Consider the following 15991-nt stretch of genomic DNA (forward strand, 5'->3'; position numbering starts at 1 on the left):
TGCCGCGCCTGCGCCCGCGGGCGTGCCCGCCACTGTCCCCACAGGCGCCGCAACGGCGGCAGCGGGAAGCGGTGCAAGGCCCACCAGGCGCTCAGCGGCATGCCCAGCAACCACAGCGGCCGCCAGCCCAGCCACTCGCTGTGGCCGCGCGCGGCCGGCCATACCAGGACCAGGGCCAGCCCGGCCAGGATCGCCTGGCGCAGCAGGCGGCGCAGGCCCGGGTGCGGGACGTGGGTGCGCGGGGAGGACGGAACGATCGGCATGACGGCAGCTCCTGGAAGTCGAGGCGCGCAGGTTGCCGCCGCGACATCTCAGGGGCTGCGACGCACCATTGACATGGCGCACGCGCATACTTCACCGGCGTTCGCCCTTCGCCCCGGAATCTCCTATGCGCCTGCTCTCCCTGTTCGCTTCCGTGCTGCTGCTGGGCATGGCCGTCCCGTTGACGACGGCCCGGGCCAAGGCGCCGGACCCGGAGCAGGAGCCTGCGCAGCCGCCGATCGACCTGCAGCGCTTCATGGGCCGCTGGTACGTGATCGCCCACATCCCGTACTTCGCCGAGCGCGGCCACGTCGCCAGCAGCGACGAGTACACCCTCAAGGAAGACGGCAAGATCGCGGTGCGCTACGAGTACCGCAACGGCTTCGACGAGCCGGTCAAGGAGCTCAACTCGCGCGCCACCGTCAAGGAAGGCACCGGCAACCGCCGCTGGACCACCTGGTTCTTCAGAATGGTGCCCACCAAGTACCGCATCCTGGAAGTGGCGCCTGACTATTCCTGGGCGCTGATCGACTATCCCGGCCGCGATCTGGCCTGGGTGTTCGCGCGCTCGCCGAACATGAGCCATAAGCAGTACCGCGAACTGGTCGACAAGCTGGACCACCAGTACGGGGTCAACATCGACAAGCTCAAGCGCGTGGCGCAGCGCCGCGACCAGGTCGGCAAGCTCGGCTTCGAAGTGCCGAACAAGCCCTGAAGCAATTCCCGTCGCAGCCGGCTGCGACGCGGACGAGCCGATCCGCATTGCGCTGGGCCGGCGCACGCCGCGCGCCCGTGTGCCGTTCGGGCCACATCAGCCCCCTTACTGCGACCATCCAACGCCGCCACGCCGCCGCACCGGGCATGGTCTGCACCGGCACCACGATCATCCTTCGCTCAGCGAAGCACCCGGCGCGGCCCGTATGATCGGGGCGCCCTCCCCCACAGACAGGTGCACCGCTTGGCCAGCGTCCTCTCCGAACCTCTCGACGAAGCACCGCGCGGCTGCGCGGACGCGACCCAGCTGCGCGGCCAGGTATTCGCGCAGAACTGCCCGTCCCGGGCCGTGCTCAGCCACGTCACCAGCCGCTGGGGCGTGCTGGTGCTGGTCGCCCTGCGCAAGGGCACCCATCGCTTCGGCGATCTGCGCCGCAGCCTGGAAGGAGTCAGCGAAAAGATGCTGTCGCAGACCCTGCAGGCGCTGGAAGCGGACGGCCTGGTGCAGCGCACCGCCTACCCGGTGGTGCCGCCGCACGTGGAGTACGACCTGACCCCGCTCGGCGAGGAAGCCGCGGCGCATGTGCATGCGCTGGTGGACTGGATCGAGCGCAACATCGGCGTGATCCTCGGCGGCGGCGCGCCGCTGGATGCGGCGTAGGCGTCGACCTCCAGGCTGCGACACGCATTGGCGGTAAGGCCGCTGTCGCGGCTGGAGCCGCTCCCACGCGGGCTATCGCAGCGCGCACGACGACGCCTCAGTCGTCGCTGTAGTTGCTCAGCGCCAGCGACAGCAGCGCCTTGGCCTGCTCGCGCAGCGAGCGCGGCTCGACGATCTCCGCATCCGAGCCATAGTGCAGCACGTCCATCAGCAGTTCGCGCGAGACGCTGTAGGGCACCTTCAGTTCGTAGCGGCCATCGGCCAGGAACCGGCCCTGCTGCTTGGAATGCCAGTGCTCGTCGGCGACCCAGCGCGCGGCCTTGGGGCTGAACACGATGGTGGCCCAGCCCTTGGGCGCGCCGGAGAAGATGCCGTAGCTGGCCGCCAGCTGCGAATCCAGTTCGGCGTCGGCCACGTCCTGCGCCGGCTGGTCGAGCAGGCGCGCGTGGTTGATGCGGTCCACCGCGAAGCTGCGCACCGCGTCGCGGCCATGGTCCCAGGCGTCCAGGTACCAGTTGTCGCGATAGTGGGTGATGCGCTGCGGCGACACCGTGCGCTTGGTCGATTCGTCGGTGGAGCGGGCGCGGTAGTCGAAGGACAGGCGCTTGCGCTCCAGCACCGCCGAGGCGACGGTGCGGAAACTGGCTTCGTCGAGCTTGCGGCCGCGGTGCGGGATCACCCGCACCCGCTCCACCGGCCAATGGGTCGCCCCGGCCTGGGCGGCGAGCAGGCTCTCGATGCGCTGCTGCAGCGGCGCCAGCACCGAGGACAGCACCCCGCCGCCGGTGCGCGCCAGCAATTGCTGCGAGGCCAGCAGCGCGTGCAGTTCCTCCGAACTCAGCCACAGCCCGGGCAGCTCGAACCGGTCGCTCTCACCGGACTCGTAGCGGAAGCCGGCCTCGCCGTCGCCCTCCACCGGCGCCATCAGCGCATCGCGCAGGAAGGCCAGATCGCGGTAGACGGTGGCGCGGGAGCAGCCCAGTTCGTCCTGCAGCCGCGCCACCGTCACCGGGTAGCGTGCGGACTTGAGCAGGCGGTGCAGTGCGTTGATGCGTTCGTAGCGGTCCATGGCCCCGATTATGTCTGAGTCGACGGCGGAAAACGCCTGCCTGGCGCGGCAGCCGGCTGCGCGCCCGAACCGCCGATGAAGCCGGCGTCCGGGGCCGGCCAGGGTGTCATGTGGATCCGGTATGATGAAATCGTTTCCATTTCGTTAGCCGAAGGCTGCGTCCTCATCCCCGGAGAAGCCATGTCCCGCCGTGCCACCCTCGTATCCGCCATCGCTTTGTTGCTGCTGAGCACGTCCCCGGCCTGGGCCGCCGACGTCGCCACCTCACCGACAGCCACGGACCCGGCCAGTTCGCCGTGGAGCGGATCGGGCGAACTGGGCTTCGCCTCCTCGCACGGGAACAGTACCAACGAAAGCCTCAACGGCCGGCTCAAGGGCCAGTACGTGGACGGCGACTGGATCCACAGCCTGGACCTGCTCGCCCTGCACGCCAGCGCCGAGTACACCGACACCAATCCGGACGGCACCACCTCGCGCAAGCGCCAGACCACCTCCAACCGCTACACCGGCAGCGCCGGCAGCGCGCTGCAGCTCGGCGAGCACCGCCAGCTGACCGCCTCGCTGCGTTACGAGCGCGACGACTTCGCCACCTACGACCGCCTGGCGACGATCGGCATCGGCTACGGCACCCGGATCATGGACGGCGACCGCCGCAGCATCGACGTACAGATCGGTCCCGGCGTGCGCCGTGCCCACGACGTGGTCGAGGACCGCACCGAAACCGGCCTGATCGGCCGCGGCCTGGTCGACTTCAAGTACGGCCTGACCAGCAACACCGAACTGGGCAACACCCTGCTGGTCGAATCCGGCGCGTACAACACCTTCGCGCAGAACGACCTGGGCATCTCGGTGAGCATGAACGAGCGCCTGGCGCTGAAGGCCGGCTGGCAGGCGCGCTACAACAGCGACGTCAGCGACGACAAGAAGAAGACCGATACCTTGACCACGATGAACCTGGTCTACAAGTTCAAGTGAGTCGGGAGTCGGGAGTGGGGAGTCGGGATTAGGGAAGGGCGGCGCGTCGCCTCGCGACGCCGCAGGGCTGACCCGTTGATTCGCTTCTCGCAGGAACCGCTGCAGCCGCGCCCCGCCAGCACGGCACGCAATGGCGTTGGCGCGCAGGGACCAATGCACCTCACCTGCAGGAGCGGCGTCAGCCGCGGCAGGCTTTCCCGGTAACGCCTATCGCGGCTGCAGCCGCTCCCCCACGCGCGCAACCGGCACTGCCGGGATCTGCACTGTGGGAGGGACTTCAGTCCCGACGACGGAGGGTGTCAATCCGCTTTCGGCTTCGCTTGTCGCGGCTGCATGACAGGTGACCCCCAACCGTCGCTGGCGCGGCACTGCGCACGCCCTCAGGCCGGCAGGTCGACATCCAGCAGTTCGCGAGCGCCGGCACCCAGCAGGGCCTCGGCCACGGCCTGGCCCAGTGCCTGCGGATCCTGCGCACTGCGCTGCAGGTCGGCGCGCACCAGGCGCCCGTCGGCGACGCCGCCGACCAGGCCCTGCAACAGCAGGTCCTCGCCGCGCCATTGCGCGAAGGCCGCCACCGGCACGTGGCAGCTGCCGTGCAGGGCGCGGTTCATCGCCCGCTCGGCCTCCACGCAGGTGCGGGTCGGGGCGTCGTCCAGCGCGGCGAACAATGCCAGCGCGGCACTGGCGTCCTCGCGGCATTCCACTGCGATGGCGCCCTGCGCCGGCGCCGGCAGCCAGTCCGGCGCCTGCAGGCGCTGGGTGATGCGCCCCTCCAGGCCCAACCGCTGCAGGCCGGCGCAGGCCAGCACGATGCCGTCGTAGCCGCCGTTGTCGAGCTTGGCCAGGCGCGTGTTGACGTTGCCGCGCAGGTCCAGCAGTTCCAGGTCCGGGCGCCGCGCGCGCAGCTGCGCCTGCCGCCGCAGCGAGGAGGTGCCGACGCGCGCGCCGAGCGGCAGCGCGTCCAGCGAGGCGTAGAGATTGGAGATCAGCGCATCGGCCGGATCGGCGCGCGGCAGGATCGCCGGCAGCACGAACGGCGGATCCAGCTCCATCGGCACATCCTTGAGCGAATGCACCGCGCAATCGGCCTCGCCGCGCAGCATCGCCAGCTCCAGTTCCTTCAGGAACAGGCCCTTGCCGCCGATCGCCGCCAGCGAGCGGTCCAGGACTTCGTCGCCGCGGGTGCTCATCGGCACCAGCACCACGTCCAGGTGCGGGTGCGCACGGCGCAGGCAGGCGGCGACATGCTCGCTCTGCCACAGGGCGAGCGGACTCTTGCGGGTAGCGATGCGCAGGATCTTCATGCGCGCATTATCGCGGAAAGCCGCGGTCCGCCGCTGCACGCGGGCGGCCCGGGCGGCGTCAGCGCTGGTGGATCTCCTTGCGCAGCTGCGCCACGCAGCGCCGGCTGACCTCCAGCGGCTGCTTGCCATGGCGCAGCACCGCCTGCACCTGGCCCTCGCCGAGCCGGCGCAGCTCCACCAGTTCGTGGCGCGCGACCAGGCAGTTGCGGTGGATGCGCACGAAGCGCTCGGCGAACTCCTCCTCCAGCGCGCGCAGCGATTCCTCGATCAGGTCCTCGCCGCGGGCGTGGTGCACGACCACGTACTTTTCCTCGGCCTGCAGGTAGTGGATGTCGTCGACCGGGATCAGCCGCAGGCTGCCGCGCAGGCGCGCGCACAGGTGGGTGCGGCGCTGCGGGGCCGGCGCCGCGGCGTCGCCGTTGCCGCGTCCGGCCATGAAGGTACGGGCGCGCTGCAGGGCCGCGGCCAGGCGCTCGGCGCGCACCGGCTTCATCAGGTAGTCGATCGCCGCCGCCTCGAACGCGGACAGCGCATGCGCGTCGTAGGCGGTACAGAACACCACGGCCGGGCGCGGTTCGAAGGTGGCCAGATGGCGCGCGGCCTCCAGGCCGTCGAGGCCGGGCATGGCGATGTCCAGCAGCACCAGGTCCGGCTGCGCCGCGGCGCAGGCGTGCAGCGCGTCCATGCCGTTGTCGGCTTCGGCCACCACTTCCACGCCGGCATGCGCGGCCAGCAGCGTGCGCAGGCGTTCGCGCGCCAGGGGTTCGTCGTCGGCGATCAGCACCTTCACCCAGACCTCCCTCACTCGACTGGCGTGCGCTGCGGCCGATACTAGCCCTGGTTCCCGGCGCCCGCCATCGGCAGCGCACCATGCCGCCATGCGGCCGCTGCAATCAGCTGCCGGCGAGGCAGGCGTCCATCCAGTCGCCCAGGTCGGCGATTTCCTCGGCGCAGACCTGGTGCGCCATCGGATAGCGTCGCCACTGCACCGGCATGCCCAGCGCCTGCAGGGTCTGCGCGGTACGCTCGGCGTAGGTCTGCGGGATCACTGGATCGCCCTGGCCGTGGGCCATGAACAGCGGTTGCCGCAGGGCCGCCGGGACGTGCCAGTTGGCGACGCTCTCCAGTTCCGGCAGGTAGGTGGACAGCCCGATCAGGCCGGCCAGCGGCCGTTCGCGGCGCAGGCCGGCGGCCAGGGTGATCGCGCCGCCCTGGGAAAAGCCGGCCAGCAGCAGGCGCTCGGCCGGCACGCCGCGCGCGTCCTCGCGCGCGATCAGTTCCTCGACCTGCGCCACCGATTCGGCGACGCCGGCACTGTCGGCGCGGTTGGAGAAGTCCATGCTGACGATGTCGTACCAGGCGCGCATGCGCACGCCGTTGTTGACCGTCACCGGCCGCACCGGCGCGTGCGGGAACACGAAGCGCAGCGCCGGCCAGTGCGGCCGCACCAGTTCCGGCACCAGCGGCGCGAAGTCGTTGCCGTCGGCGCCCAGGCCGTGCAGCCACAGGACGGTCCAGCGCGGCGCGGCGCCGGTTTCGTGTTCCACTGTCTCCAGCATGTCGGTTCCCGATGAATGAGGCCGGATAGTATGCCGGCGTCAGCCCTGGGCCTGCGCCTCGGCCTCGGCCCGGCGTGCGGCGGCCTCGCGGCGCAGTTGGGCGGCGCGCAGCAGCACTGCCGGCGGCTGCGACTCCTCGGGAATGGCGAGGATGCGCAGCTTGCGCAGCCACAGGCCGGCGGCGCGCGAGGAGCTGATCGCCACCACCGGCACCGCCAGCGCCATGCCGATCACCACCGGCGCCATCCATGCCGCCAGCGACGGCGACACGGCATAGGCCATGCCGCCCATCAGCAGGCCGAACGCGCTCAGTCCGCCGTAGCTGCGCAACAGCGCCGACCACGAAATGCGGCCATCGTCGCGCTGCTGCGCGTCCCAGCCCGAGTCCTTGCCGGCCAGCACCTCGGCCACGCCGCGCGACTGCACGTACATCACCACCGGCGCCATCAGCGCGGCCAGCAGGGTCTCCAGCAGCATGCTGGCGAAGGCGCGCAGCCCGCCACCGCAGCCGCGGCGTTCGCCGGGCTTGAGCAGCATCGCGAAGTAGCCCATCACCTTCGGCGCCAGCAGCACGAACATGGTCACCGCGAACACCCAGGCCACCCGCGTGGAGTCCTGCTGGTGCCAGTAGCGCGCCGGCGAGAACGGCGAGATCACCGAGGCGACCAGGTCGAAACCGCCGTTCTGCAGCGGAATGGCGATGCCGATCAGCATCAGCATGCCCCACATCGGCGCGGTGAAGTAATGGCCGATGCCGATCAGCATGTGCATGCGGCTGACCCAGTGCAGGCCACGCGCGCGCACCACCTTGGAGTGCTGCAGGTTGCCCTGGCACCAGCGGCGGTCGCGCACCAGCAGGTCGGTCAGCGTCGGCGGGCCTTCCTCGTAGCTGCCCTGCAGGTACGGCACCATGTGCATGGCCCAACCGCCACGGCGCATCAGCGCCGCTTCGACGAAGTCGTGGCTGAGCACGTGGCCGCAGAACGGCTTGCGCCCGGGCAGCGACGGCAGGCCCGCCTGCGCGGCGAAGGCCTCGGTGCGGATCATCGCGTTGTGGCCCCAGTAGTTGCTTTCCGCCCCGTGCCACCAGGCCACGCCGAAGGCGATCACCGGGCCGTAGACGCGGCCGCCGAACTGCTGCATGCGCGCGAACAGGGTGTTGCCGTTGACCACTTCCGGCAGGGTCTGGATCAGGCCGACGTCGGGGTTGGCCTCCATGCCGGCAGCCAGGCGCACGATGCTGTCGCCGGTCATCAGGCTGTCGGCGTCCAGGATCAGCATCTGCGGATAGGCGCCGCCGAAGCGGCGTACCCAATCGGCGATGTTGCCGGCCTTGCGCCCGGCATTGCTGGCGCGGCGCCGATAGAACAGGCGACCTTGGCCGCCGACGCGCTCCACCAGCTCGGCGTACACCTTCTCTTCTTCCGCGCCGATGGCCGGGCGCGTGGTGTCGCTGAGGATGAAGAAATCGAAGCGCTCGATCTGGCCGGTGGCCGCCACCGATTCGTAGATCGCCTGCAGGCCGGCCATCAGCCGGTGCGGATCCTCGTTGTAGGTGGGCATCAGCAGCGCGGTGCGGTTGCGCACCTGCGGCAGCGGCGCGTCCGGATCGATGCCGAGCTTGCGACCCTTGCCGAACACCAGGGTGAAGAAGCCGGCCAGCGCGCTCACGAACGACAGCGCGATCCAGGCGAACAACGGGATGAACAGCACCATCAGACAGGCTTCGAGCACGCTCACGCCGCCGATCACCAAGACCTTGCCGATCAGCCAACTGGCGTAGGCGGTCATCGCCGCGGTGGTGCCGAACACGTAGAAGCGCCGCCAGCCGATCCCGACCGGGGTGCTGGGCAGGCGCGTGTTGCGCAGCTTGCCTTCCTGCAGCGACTGCAGCGGCATGGCCAGCGGCGCCTCGGGCGGCAGGACCGCGTGGCCGGCATCCAGGGGAGCATCGACGTGCACGGCCGGTGTGGGGGCGACCGTGCTCATGCGATCCGCCGACCGCGTCCGGCGCCGCAGCGCCATCGGGAAGTGCCGCGGGCGGACGGCACGGCGGATGCCGCCGCGGCCACGCGCGCCTGGTTGTGTTCGCCAGTTGGTACCACGTGCTCTCCTGTCGACGGGCAAGGACGCCGGTCAATGTAAACCCTAAATAGTAAGCTTTCGCGAAGGTGGCCAGCGGCGCCGCCGAGGTGGCGCCGGCCGATCCGTTCAGCCGTGCCGCCGTCACCTGCGCTCACCCGCGTTTCACCCGTCGCGCCGACCATGAAGCCAGTCCGGCAATGGAGGATCGACGCATGCGCCAGCCCGCCCGGCGACGCACAGGCACCCAGCGGCAACACGACCATCCGGCACCACCCGCGCCGCCGCACGGAGCGCCGGCGCTGTTGATCGTGGACATGATCAGCCGTTTCGACTTCCCGGACGGCGCACGGCTGGCGGAGGCCGCACTGCCGGTGGCCGAGCGCATCGCCCAGCTCCGCGCGCGCTTCCATCGCCGCGGCTGGCCGGTGCTGTTCGCCAACGACAACTTCGCCGACTGGCGGACCGATTTCGAAGGTCTGTGGACCCTGTGCGCCGACCCGAAGCAGCGCGGCGCACGCATTGCCGCCTGCCTGGCGCCGCGCCCGCAGGACTATTACGTGCTCAAGCCCAAGCACTCCGCCTTCCTCGGTTCGGCCCTGGCCCTGCTGCTGTCGCGGCTGCAGACCACCCGCCTGCTGGTCACCGGCATCGCCACCGACGCCTGCGTACTGGCGACCGCGATCGATGCGCGCATGCGCGATTTCCAGGTGCAGGTGCCGCCCTCGTGCTGCGCGGCGCTGGATGCCGGGCGCCAGCAACGGGCGCTGCAGGTGCTGCGCGAGGCCTTCGCGGTGCGCATCAGCGACCGACTGCCGGCGCGCGCGGGCGGATGAGCGGGGTTACTCCGCCGTCGGCACCGGCATCGGGTCGGCGCCCTCGCCATCGTCGCCGAGCGGCCGCGCCACGAACGGAAACGCCAGGGTGATGGTGGTGCCGCGTCCCAGTTCCGATTCCACGTCGACGAAGCCGCCGGCCTGGCGCACCAGCCCATAGACCTGGGCCAGCCCCAGGCCGGTGCCCTTGCCCTCGGGCTTGGTGGTGAAGTACGCCTCGAACAGGCGCGACTTGACCGCATCGGACATGCCCTCGCCCTGGTCGCTGACCGCCAGGGTCACGTAGCGGCCGGGCTGGCGCATCGCCGCCGCGCGCGACGGCGGCACTTCCAGCGCGCCGCAGCGGATCGTCACCGCATCGCCGGGGCGACTGGCGTCGCGCGCGTTCAGGGCCAGGTTCATGACCGCCTGCTCGACCGCGTTGCGGTCGGCATAGGTCGTGGTCACCTCGGCACATGCGAGCAATTGCAGGCGCATCTCGCCGCCCAGCGCCTGCGCCAACAACGGCTGCATCTGCGTCACCAGCGCGTTCAGGTCCAGCCAGATCGGCTTGACCGGGTGCGCGCGGGCGAAGCCGAGCAGGCGCCGGGTCATGCCCGCGCCGTGCTGCAAGGCCTCGTTGGCGATGGCGAGCAGCCGTTGCTGGTCCGGCTGCAGGCGCTGCGGATGATCGGCGACCATGCTCACCGAGGTAATCGCGGTATGCAGCATGTTGTTGAAGTCGTGGACCACGCCGGCGAGCATCTGCCCGATCGCCTCGCCCTTCTGCGCCTGGGTCATGGCGCGCTCGGCCACGCGCTGCGCGGCCAGGGCGATGTCCAGTTGCCCGCGCAGCTGCGACTGCTCGGTCTGCCAGCGACGGCCCAGCGCAGCGGCATCGTCGGCGTCCATCGTGTCGCCCCGGCCCTCGATCGGGGCGAGGTGACCCAGCGCGCGCAGGGCCTGTTCGACCTGGTGTTGCTGGGTGACGTCGCGGCTGATCACCAGCACGCTTTCCACCCGCGCCGAGGCGTTGGCCAGCGGACTGACCATCACGTGCCACCAGCGCCGCCGTCCATCCAGCGACGGGCGCTCCGCCCAGAATTCACGCTGCTCGTTGCCCAACGCCGCAGCAAAGGCGCCCTGGGTCAGCGAGCGCATGTCCTCGGGCCACAGCTCGACCCAGTTGTGGCCGACGACGTCGGCGGGGTCGGACACGCCGAGCAGGGCCAACCCGTGGGGATTGATCGAGCGCACGACGCCGTCGCGGCCGACTTCCTTGATGCAGTCGTGGGAGAGCTCGACGATCTGCCGATAGTGGGCGTGCGTGGTCAAGCTGCGTCTCGCAGTAAGTAAGGTCGAGAATATCGGGATTTGCGGGACGTCACCAGCGCTTCACCGACGAATCGTGAAGCTGCAGTGGATTATTTATTAAAGCGATCCCTGCATTATGCGCGTCACCTCCGCCTCCACCACCATTCTTCTGGTGGAGGACGACCAGACGATCCGGGAGTTGGCCGCCGCCATGCTGGCCGCCGATGGATACCGGGTCCTGTCGGCGGCGACCGCGCAGGAAGCACTGGCGGTGCTGGAACGGCATCCGGACGTGGCGTTGATCTTCAGCGACGTGCAGATGCCGCGCTGCGACGGCTTGAGCATGGTGCGCCAGTTGCGCCGCCGCGGCATCGTCACCCCGGCCCTGCTGACCTCCGGCATGCACGCGCCGGAACCATGGATGCTGCCGGAGCACACCGGCTTTCTGCCGAAACCTTACCGCCGCACCGATCTGCTGGCGGCCCTGGATCGTCTGCAGACCGGAGCCTGAGCGGGGCGCCACCCCACGCCGCTTCTGCGCGGCAATCGCACCCGGCAGATGGCCGGCCAGCGAACTCAGGCGAAGACCAGCTTTCCGTACCGTGCCGAACGGATCGCGGCCAGGCGCTCGGCGACGAAATAGGCCCCAGCGTTGGCATCGCGGAAATACACGCCGTCGAACGCATGCCGGCCGAGCACCGCCCCATCGTGGCCACTGATGCAGATCTGCGGCTCGAGCACGCCATCCGGGCACGCACGCAGCAGCCCGTCGAGGACGAAGCCGTCCAGCTCGCGGCGCATCTGCGGTTTCAAGACTGTCATGAGCACACTGCACCATAGACCGCATGAAGCTCGCACAACGGAGGTGGCGACCACGGTCGCACAGGGAGCGCGGCACGTGTCCGGCAACGGAAGCTAAACGATTCATTCGCACGTGCAACGCGATCCATGCTTGCGGCGTCTGACGTTCGGCAAATCCACTATGCGCCGCACTCTCCATTTCGCCGTAGACAAGCGCGCGCTTCACGCCTCTTTTATCGCGCCATTTGTACTTTGCTCGTGCATTATCGCACTGCAACATCGCCGTTCCGTTTCGACGCTGCCGTGCCTCTTTCTTCGTTTCGCGTCGCGCGCCCGCCAGGACGCGCGTCGGCAGTCGCTTTCCGATTTTCGTGTGCCCCGTCCTCCCCCTTCCCAGACGGAACCGCCATGTCGCCCCCCACCCCCGCCGACCTGACCGACAGACAACGCGATACCCATCCGGTGCTGCATGCGCCACGCCGCCGCTACCGCGATGCGCGCGGCCGCTTCGTCCGCAATGCCGAGGTGACCGTCAAGCTGCACCCGGCGCCGCGCCGGACCAGCCTGTTCGTGACCTCCGAGATGGCCGACTTCATCAAGGCCGGCGGCCTGGGCGACGTGGCCGCGGCCTTGCCGCGCGCGCTGCGCGGCAGCTGCGACATCCGCGTGCTGATCCCGGGCTACCCGGCGGTGCTGCGCACGACCGGGCCGCTGGAGATCGTCGGCCGCATCGCCGCACATGCCGGGCTGCCGGATTGCGCGCTGGGCCGGGCCGAGCGTCCGGATGGTCTGTGCGTCTACGTGCTGCTATGCCCGCAGCTGTTCGAGCGACAGGGTTCGCCGTACGTGTGCAGCGAAGGCCGCGACTGGGAAGACAACGCGCTGCGCTTCGCCACCCTGTCCCACGCTGCCGCGCAGATCGCCGGCGGCCAGGCCGGGCTGGACTGGACGCCGGAGCTGCTGCACCTGAACGACTGGCCGTGTGCGCTGGCCGCGGCCTACGTGCGCTGGTCCGGCGGCCGCACGCCGTGCCTGCTGACCATCCACAACCTCGCCTACCAGGGGCTGTTCCCATATGCGATGGCCGGTGCCCTGGGCATCCCCGCCGAGGGCCTGCAGGATCTGGAGTTCTACGGGCAGATGTCGTTCCTGCGTGCCGGCATCGTCCACGCCGACCATGTGAACACGGTCAGCGTCAGCTACGCCGCGCAGATCACCGGCCCGGCGCAGGGCTGCGGCCTGGACGCGCTGCTGGCGCGGCGCGCCGCCAGCGGCCGCCTCAGCGGCATCGTCAACGGCATCGACGCCAGCTGGGATCCGCGCACCGACGCGCACCTGCCGGCGCACTTCGGCGTCGGCCAGATCCAGGGCAAGCGCGAGAACGCGGCGCAGGTGCGCCAGGCGTTTGGCCTGCTCGACAGCGACGGTCCGCTGTTCGCGGTGGTCTCGCGGCTGGTGCACCAGAAGGGCCTGGACCTGATCTGCGAGGTGGCGCCGCAGATCGTCGCCGCCGGCGGCCAGATCGTGATCATCGGTGGCGGCGAGCCGCAGATCGAGCAGGCGGTGGCGGCGCTGGCGCGGCGTTACCCCGGCCATGTCGGCGCGCACATCGGCTTCGAAGAGCCGCTGGCGCGGCGCATGTTCGCCGGCTCCGACTTCCTGCTGATGCCCTCCCGCTTCGAGCCCTGCGGGTTGAGCCAGATGTACGCACAGCGCTTCGGCAGCCTGCCGATCGCCCACGCTACCGGCGGCCTGATCGACACGGTGGACGACGGCGTCACCGGCTTCCTGTTCGAGGAAGCCTCGGCCGACGGCCTGCGCCGCTGCCTGCAACGGGTGTTCCGCACCTTCCGCCTGCCGGGTCTGCTGCAGGCGATGCGTCGCGCGGCGATGCTGCGGCCCAGCGGCTGGGAGTTGGCCGGGCGCAAGTACATGGCGCTGTATGAGCGCACCGCCGCCACGACCGCCGGCAACATCCCGGCCGCGGCCAGCGCCACGGTGTCGGCCACCGCGAGTGCCATGGCCGCCGCATGAGCGATCGGGAACACGCCGTGGACCCGGCCGCCGGCGGGGACCCGGCGGCGGACACGGAGGAGGACGGCGACGGCCTTGCCCTGCAGGCACTGGCACGCGGCGAGGCGATCGATGCGTTCGCCTGGCTCGGCCCGCATCCACAGGCCGACGGCACGGTGCGGGTGCGTGTGCTGGCGCCCGGCGCCGAGGCGCTGGGCCTGCTCGATGCGCAGGGCAAGCTGATTGCGCGGATGCGTACCCACCCGCAGGCCGATGGCCTGTTCGAGGGCGAGCTGAAGCAGCCCACGCCCTACCGGCTGCGCATCGTGTGGCCGGACGCGGTGCAGGAATGCGACGATCCCTATGCCTTCGAGCCGATGCTCGATCCGGCCTGGTTGCAGGATCTGGCCGCCGGCGACGGCGCCGCCCTGCGTACCGCGCTCGGCGCGCATCACGCCCGCGTCGGCGAGGTGGAGGGCGTGCGCTTCGCGGTGTGGGCGCCGCAAGCCAGGCGGGTGGCGCTGGTCGGCGACTTCAATGGCTGGGACGCACGCCGGCATCCGCTGCGCCTGCATCCGGAGGCCGGGGTCTGGGAACTGTTCGTGCCCGGGCTGCACGGCGGCGAACACTATCAATACGAAGTGCAGGCCGCCGACGGCAGCGTGCTGCCGCGCAAGGCCGATCCGGTGGCGCGTTGCAGCGCCCTTGCGCCGTCCACCGCCTCGGTGGTGCCGTACGCCGACAGCCACGCCTGGGGCGATGCGGCCTGGCTGGCGCAGCGCGAGGCCCAGGCCGGCAGCGCGCAGCCGCTGAGCGTCTACGAACTGCATGCCGGCTCCTGGCGCCACGACGGCAACGGCCAGCCGCTGCACTGGGATGCGCTGGCCGCGGAACTGATTCCCTACGTGCGCGGGCTCGGCTTCACCCATATCGAACTGCTGCCGATCGCCGAGTATCCGTTCGGCGGCTCCTGGGGCTACCAGCCGCTTGGGCTGTACGCGCCGACCGCGCGCCACGGCGACGCCGAGGGCTTCGCGCGCTTTGTCGATGCCTGTCACCAGGCCGGCATCGGCGTGCTGCTGGACTGGGTCGGTGCGCACTTCCCCGACGATGCGCACGGCCTGCAGCGCTTCGACGGCAGCGCCCTGTACGAACACGCCGACCCGCGCGAAGGCGTGCACCGCGAGTGGAATACGCTGGTCTACAACTACGGCCGCCCGGAAGTGGTGGCCTACCTGATCGGCAGCGCGCTGGAGTGGATCGAGCGCTTCCACGTCGACGGCCTGCGCGTGGATGCGGTGGCGGCGATGCTGTACCGCGACTACGGCCGCAACGCCGGCGAGTGGATTCCCAACGCCCATGGCGGCCGCGAGAACCTGGAGGCGATCGCCTTCCTGCGCCGGCTCAACGACGAGATCGCGCAGCGCTTCCCGGGCGTGCGCACCATCGCCGAGGAATCCACCGCGTGGCCGGGTGCCACAGCGCCCACGCAGCAGGGCGGGCTGGGCTTCAGCCACAAGTGGAACATGGGCTGGGCGCACGACACCCTGCGCTACCTGCAGCGCGATCCGCTGCACCGGCAGCACCACCACAGCGAGATGAGCTTCGGCCTGGTGTATGCGTTCTCCGAGCATTTCGTGCTGCCGCTGTCGCACGACGAGGTGGCGCGCGGCAAGGGCTCGCTGCTGGCGCGCATGCCCGGCGACGCCTGGCAGCGCTTCGCCAACCTGCGCGCCTACCTGGCCTTCATGTGGGCGCATCCCGGACGCAAACTGCTGTTCATGGGCTGCGAGTTCGGGCAGTGGCAGGACTGGGACCACGACCGGCCGCTGGACTGGGTGCAGGCGCAGCAGCCCGAGCACCGCGGCGTCGCGCGCCTGGTCGCCGACCTCAACCGGCAGTTGCGTGCGTTGCCGGCGCTGTACCGCAGCGACCGCAGCAGCGACGGCTTCGAATGGAGCATCGCCGACGATCACCACAACAGCGTGTTCGCCTTCGTCCGCCACGATCGCGATGACGATACGCCGCCGCTGCTGGCGGTGAGCAACTTCACGCCGACCGTCCACCACGATTACCGCGTGGGGGTGCCGCGTGGCGGACGCTGGCGCGAGATTCTCAACAGCGACAGCGGCTATTACGGCGGTTCCAACCAGGGCAACGGCGGTGTGCTGTCGACCCTGCCGCAGCCGATGCACGGGCATGCGCAATCGCTGGCGCTGACCCTGCCGCCGCTGTCCACCCTTTGGCTGCAACCGGACCTTTGACCATGGCCACGACCGCTGTCTCGACCGATTCCTCCGCCGCCCCGCGCGCGGTCCTGCGCCCCGGCGCCTGGCCGGGCGCCAACGGCGAGGTCGCCTTCGCGCTGTGGGCGCCGGATGCCGAGCGCGTGGAGCTGGTGTTCGGCGACGATCGGCGGCAGC

The 15991-nt window shown here is 70.4% G+C and carries 15 protein-coding genes; 7 read left to right on the top strand and 8 right to left on the bottom strand.

What is annotated here, in order from left to right:
* Positions 1-263 (bottom strand): hypothetical protein (locus tag D183_RS23880; protein ID WP_017907667.1); only part of this gene is annotated, 263 nt, incomplete at its 3' end.
* Positions 264-388: 125 nt separating this feature from the next.
* On the opposite strand from D183_RS23880, the gene D183_RS0102910 reads away from it, so the two are divergent.
* Together D183_RS0102910 and D183_RS0102915 are read left to right on the top strand one after the other, a co-directional pair.
* Complete coding sequence (locus D183_RS0102910; RefSeq protein ID WP_017907668.1) at positions 389-976, top strand: lipocalin family protein; 588 nt, start codon at positions 389-391, stop codon at positions 974-976.
* A 234-nt stretch (positions 977-1210) separates the two neighbouring features.
* Complete coding sequence (locus tag D183_RS0102915) at positions 1211-1636, top strand: winged helix-turn-helix transcriptional regulator (RefSeq protein ID WP_255325519.1); 426 nt, start codon at positions 1211-1213, stop codon at positions 1634-1636.
* 97 nt (positions 1637-1733) lie between these two features.
* Here the strand turns inward: D183_RS0102915 and D183_RS0102920 are convergent, their stop codons facing one another.
* A complete protein-coding gene (locus tag D183_RS0102920) occupies positions 1734-2705 on the bottom strand; it encodes a helix-turn-helix transcriptional regulator (protein ID WP_010341069.1) in 972 nt (323 codons plus the stop codon).
* Between the two features lie 180 nt (positions 2706-2885).
* Here D183_RS0102920 and D183_RS0102925 point away from each other — a divergent pair, with 180 nt between their 5' ends.
* Positions 2886-3680 carry a DUF481 domain-containing protein gene (locus D183_RS0102925; protein WP_017907670.1) on the top strand — a complete coding sequence of 265 codons (795 nt, stop codon included), beginning with the start codon at positions 2886-2888 and terminating at the stop codon, positions 3678-3680.
* A gap of 380 nt (positions 3681-4060) precedes the next feature.
* On the opposite strand, the gene hemC is transcribed toward D183_RS0102925, so the two are convergent.
* The 4 genes from hemC to mdoH all read right to left on the bottom strand — a co-directional run bounded on the left by hemC (position 4061) and on the right by mdoH (position 8532).
* Entirely contained in the window at positions 4061-4984 is a 924-nt protein-coding gene (gene hemC / locus D183_RS0102930; RefSeq protein WP_017907671.1) for a hydroxymethylbilane synthase, read from the bottom strand.
* A gap of 58 nt (positions 4985-5042) precedes the next feature.
* A complete protein-coding gene (locus D183_RS0102935; protein WP_017907672.1) occupies positions 5043-5774 on the bottom strand; it encodes a LytR/AlgR family response regulator transcription factor in 732 nt (243 codons plus the stop codon).
* 103 nt (positions 5775-5877) lie between these two features.
* Positions 5878-6543, bottom strand: a complete 666-nt coding sequence (locus tag D183_RS0102940; RefSeq protein WP_017907673.1) for an alpha/beta hydrolase — start codon at positions 6541-6543, stop codon at positions 5878-5880.
* A gap of 39 nt (positions 6544-6582) precedes the next feature.
* Positions 6583-8532: a glucans biosynthesis glucosyltransferase MdoH gene (gene mdoH / locus D183_RS0102945; RefSeq protein WP_039725972.1), complete on the bottom strand. Its 1950-nt coding sequence runs from the start codon at positions 8530-8532 to the stop codon at positions 6583-6585.
* Positions 8533-8840: 308 nt separating this feature from the next.
* Here mdoH and D183_RS0102950 point away from each other — a divergent pair, with 308 nt between their 5' ends.
* Positions 8841-9461: a cysteine hydrolase family protein gene (locus D183_RS0102950; RefSeq protein ID WP_232757190.1), complete on the top strand. Its 621-nt coding sequence runs from the start codon at positions 8841-8843 to the stop codon at positions 9459-9461.
* Between the two features lie 6 nt (positions 9462-9467).
* Here D183_RS0102950 and D183_RS0102955 read toward each other — a convergent pair whose 3' ends face one another.
* Positions 9468-10775 carry a two-component system sensor histidine kinase NtrB gene (locus tag D183_RS0102955; protein WP_017907676.1) on the bottom strand — a complete coding sequence of 436 codons (1308 nt, stop codon included), beginning with the start codon at positions 10773-10775 and terminating at the stop codon, positions 9468-9470.
* Positions 10776-10890: 115 nt separating this feature from the next.
* Between D183_RS0102955 and D183_RS0102960 the strand changes: the two genes are divergently transcribed.
* Positions 10891-11265, top strand: coding sequence for a response regulator (locus tag D183_RS0102960; RefSeq protein ID WP_017907677.1), 375 nt, complete (start codon positions 10891-10893; stop codon positions 11263-11265).
* 65 nt (positions 11266-11330) lie between these two features.
* On the opposite strand, the gene D183_RS0102965 is transcribed toward D183_RS0102960, so the two are convergent.
* On the bottom strand, positions 11331-11555 hold the full coding sequence (locus D183_RS0102965; protein ID WP_198526560.1) for a hypothetical protein: 225 nt from the start codon (positions 11553-11555) through the stop codon (positions 11331-11333).
* Positions 11556-11963: 408 nt separating this feature from the next.
* Here D183_RS0102965 and glgA point away from each other — a divergent pair, with 408 nt between their 5' ends.
* Positions 11964-13589 carry a glycogen synthase GlgA gene (glgA, locus tag D183_RS0102970; RefSeq protein WP_017907679.1) on the top strand — a complete coding sequence of 542 codons (1626 nt, stop codon included), beginning with the start codon at positions 11964-11966 and terminating at the stop codon, positions 13587-13589.
* Positions 13586-15832 (top strand): 1,4-alpha-glucan branching enzyme, encoded by a 2247-nt coding sequence (locus D183_RS0102975; protein ID WP_017907680.1) that lies wholly within the window; start codon positions 13586-13588, stop codon positions 15830-15832. The genes glgA and D183_RS0102975 overlap by 4 nt, the downstream gene beginning before the upstream one ends.
* Positions 15833-15991 lie beyond the last annotated feature (159 nt).

This window comes from Xanthomonas sp. SHU 199 (genome assembly GCF_000364665.1).
In the GTDB taxonomy this organism is placed as follows: domain Bacteria; phylum Pseudomonadota; class Gammaproteobacteria; order Xanthomonadales; family Xanthomonadaceae; genus Xanthomonas_A; species Xanthomonas_A sontii.

Bases quoted from the DNA above. Each gene is read 5' to 3' on its own strand.
- D183_RS0102920 (WP_010341069.1), bottom strand. From the start codon at position 2,705: ATGGACCGCTACGAACGCATCAACGCACTGCACCGCCTGCTCAAGTCC.
- D183_RS0102960 (WP_017907677.1), top strand. From the start codon at position 10,891: ATGCGCGTCACCTCCGCCTCCACCACCATTCTTCTGGTGGAGGACGAC.
- D183_RS0102950 (WP_232757190.1), top strand. From the start codon at position 8,841: ATGCGCCAGCCCGCCCGGCGACGCACAGGCACCCAGCGGCAACACGAC.
- mdoH (WP_039725972.1), bottom strand. From the start codon at position 8,532: ATGAGCACGGTCGCCCCCACACCGGCCGTGCACGTCGATGCTCCCCTG.
- glgA (WP_017907679.1), top strand. From the start codon at position 11,964: ATGTCGCCCCCCACCCCCGCCGACCTGACCGACAGACAACGCGATACC.
- D183_RS0102965 (WP_198526560.1), bottom strand. From the start codon at position 11,555: ATGCGCCGCGAGCTGGACGGCTTCGTCCTCGACGGGCTGCTGCGTGCG.
- D183_RS0102925 (WP_017907670.1), top strand. From the start codon at position 2,886: ATGTCCCGCCGTGCCACCCTCGTATCCGCCATCGCTTTGTTGCTGCTG.
- hemC (WP_017907671.1), bottom strand. From the start codon at position 4,984: ATGAAGATCCTGCGCATCGCTACCCGCAAGAGTCCGCTCGCCCTGTGG.
- D183_RS0102975 (WP_017907680.1), top strand. From the start codon at position 13,586: ATGAGCGATCGGGAACACGCCGTGGACCCGGCCGCCGGCGGGGACCCG.
- D183_RS0102910 (WP_017907668.1), top strand. From the start codon at position 389: ATGCGCCTGCTCTCCCTGTTCGCTTCCGTGCTGCTGCTGGGCATGGCC.
- D183_RS0102940 (WP_017907673.1), bottom strand. From the start codon at position 6,543: ATGCTGGAGACAGTGGAACACGAAACCGGCGCCGCGCCGCGCTGGACC.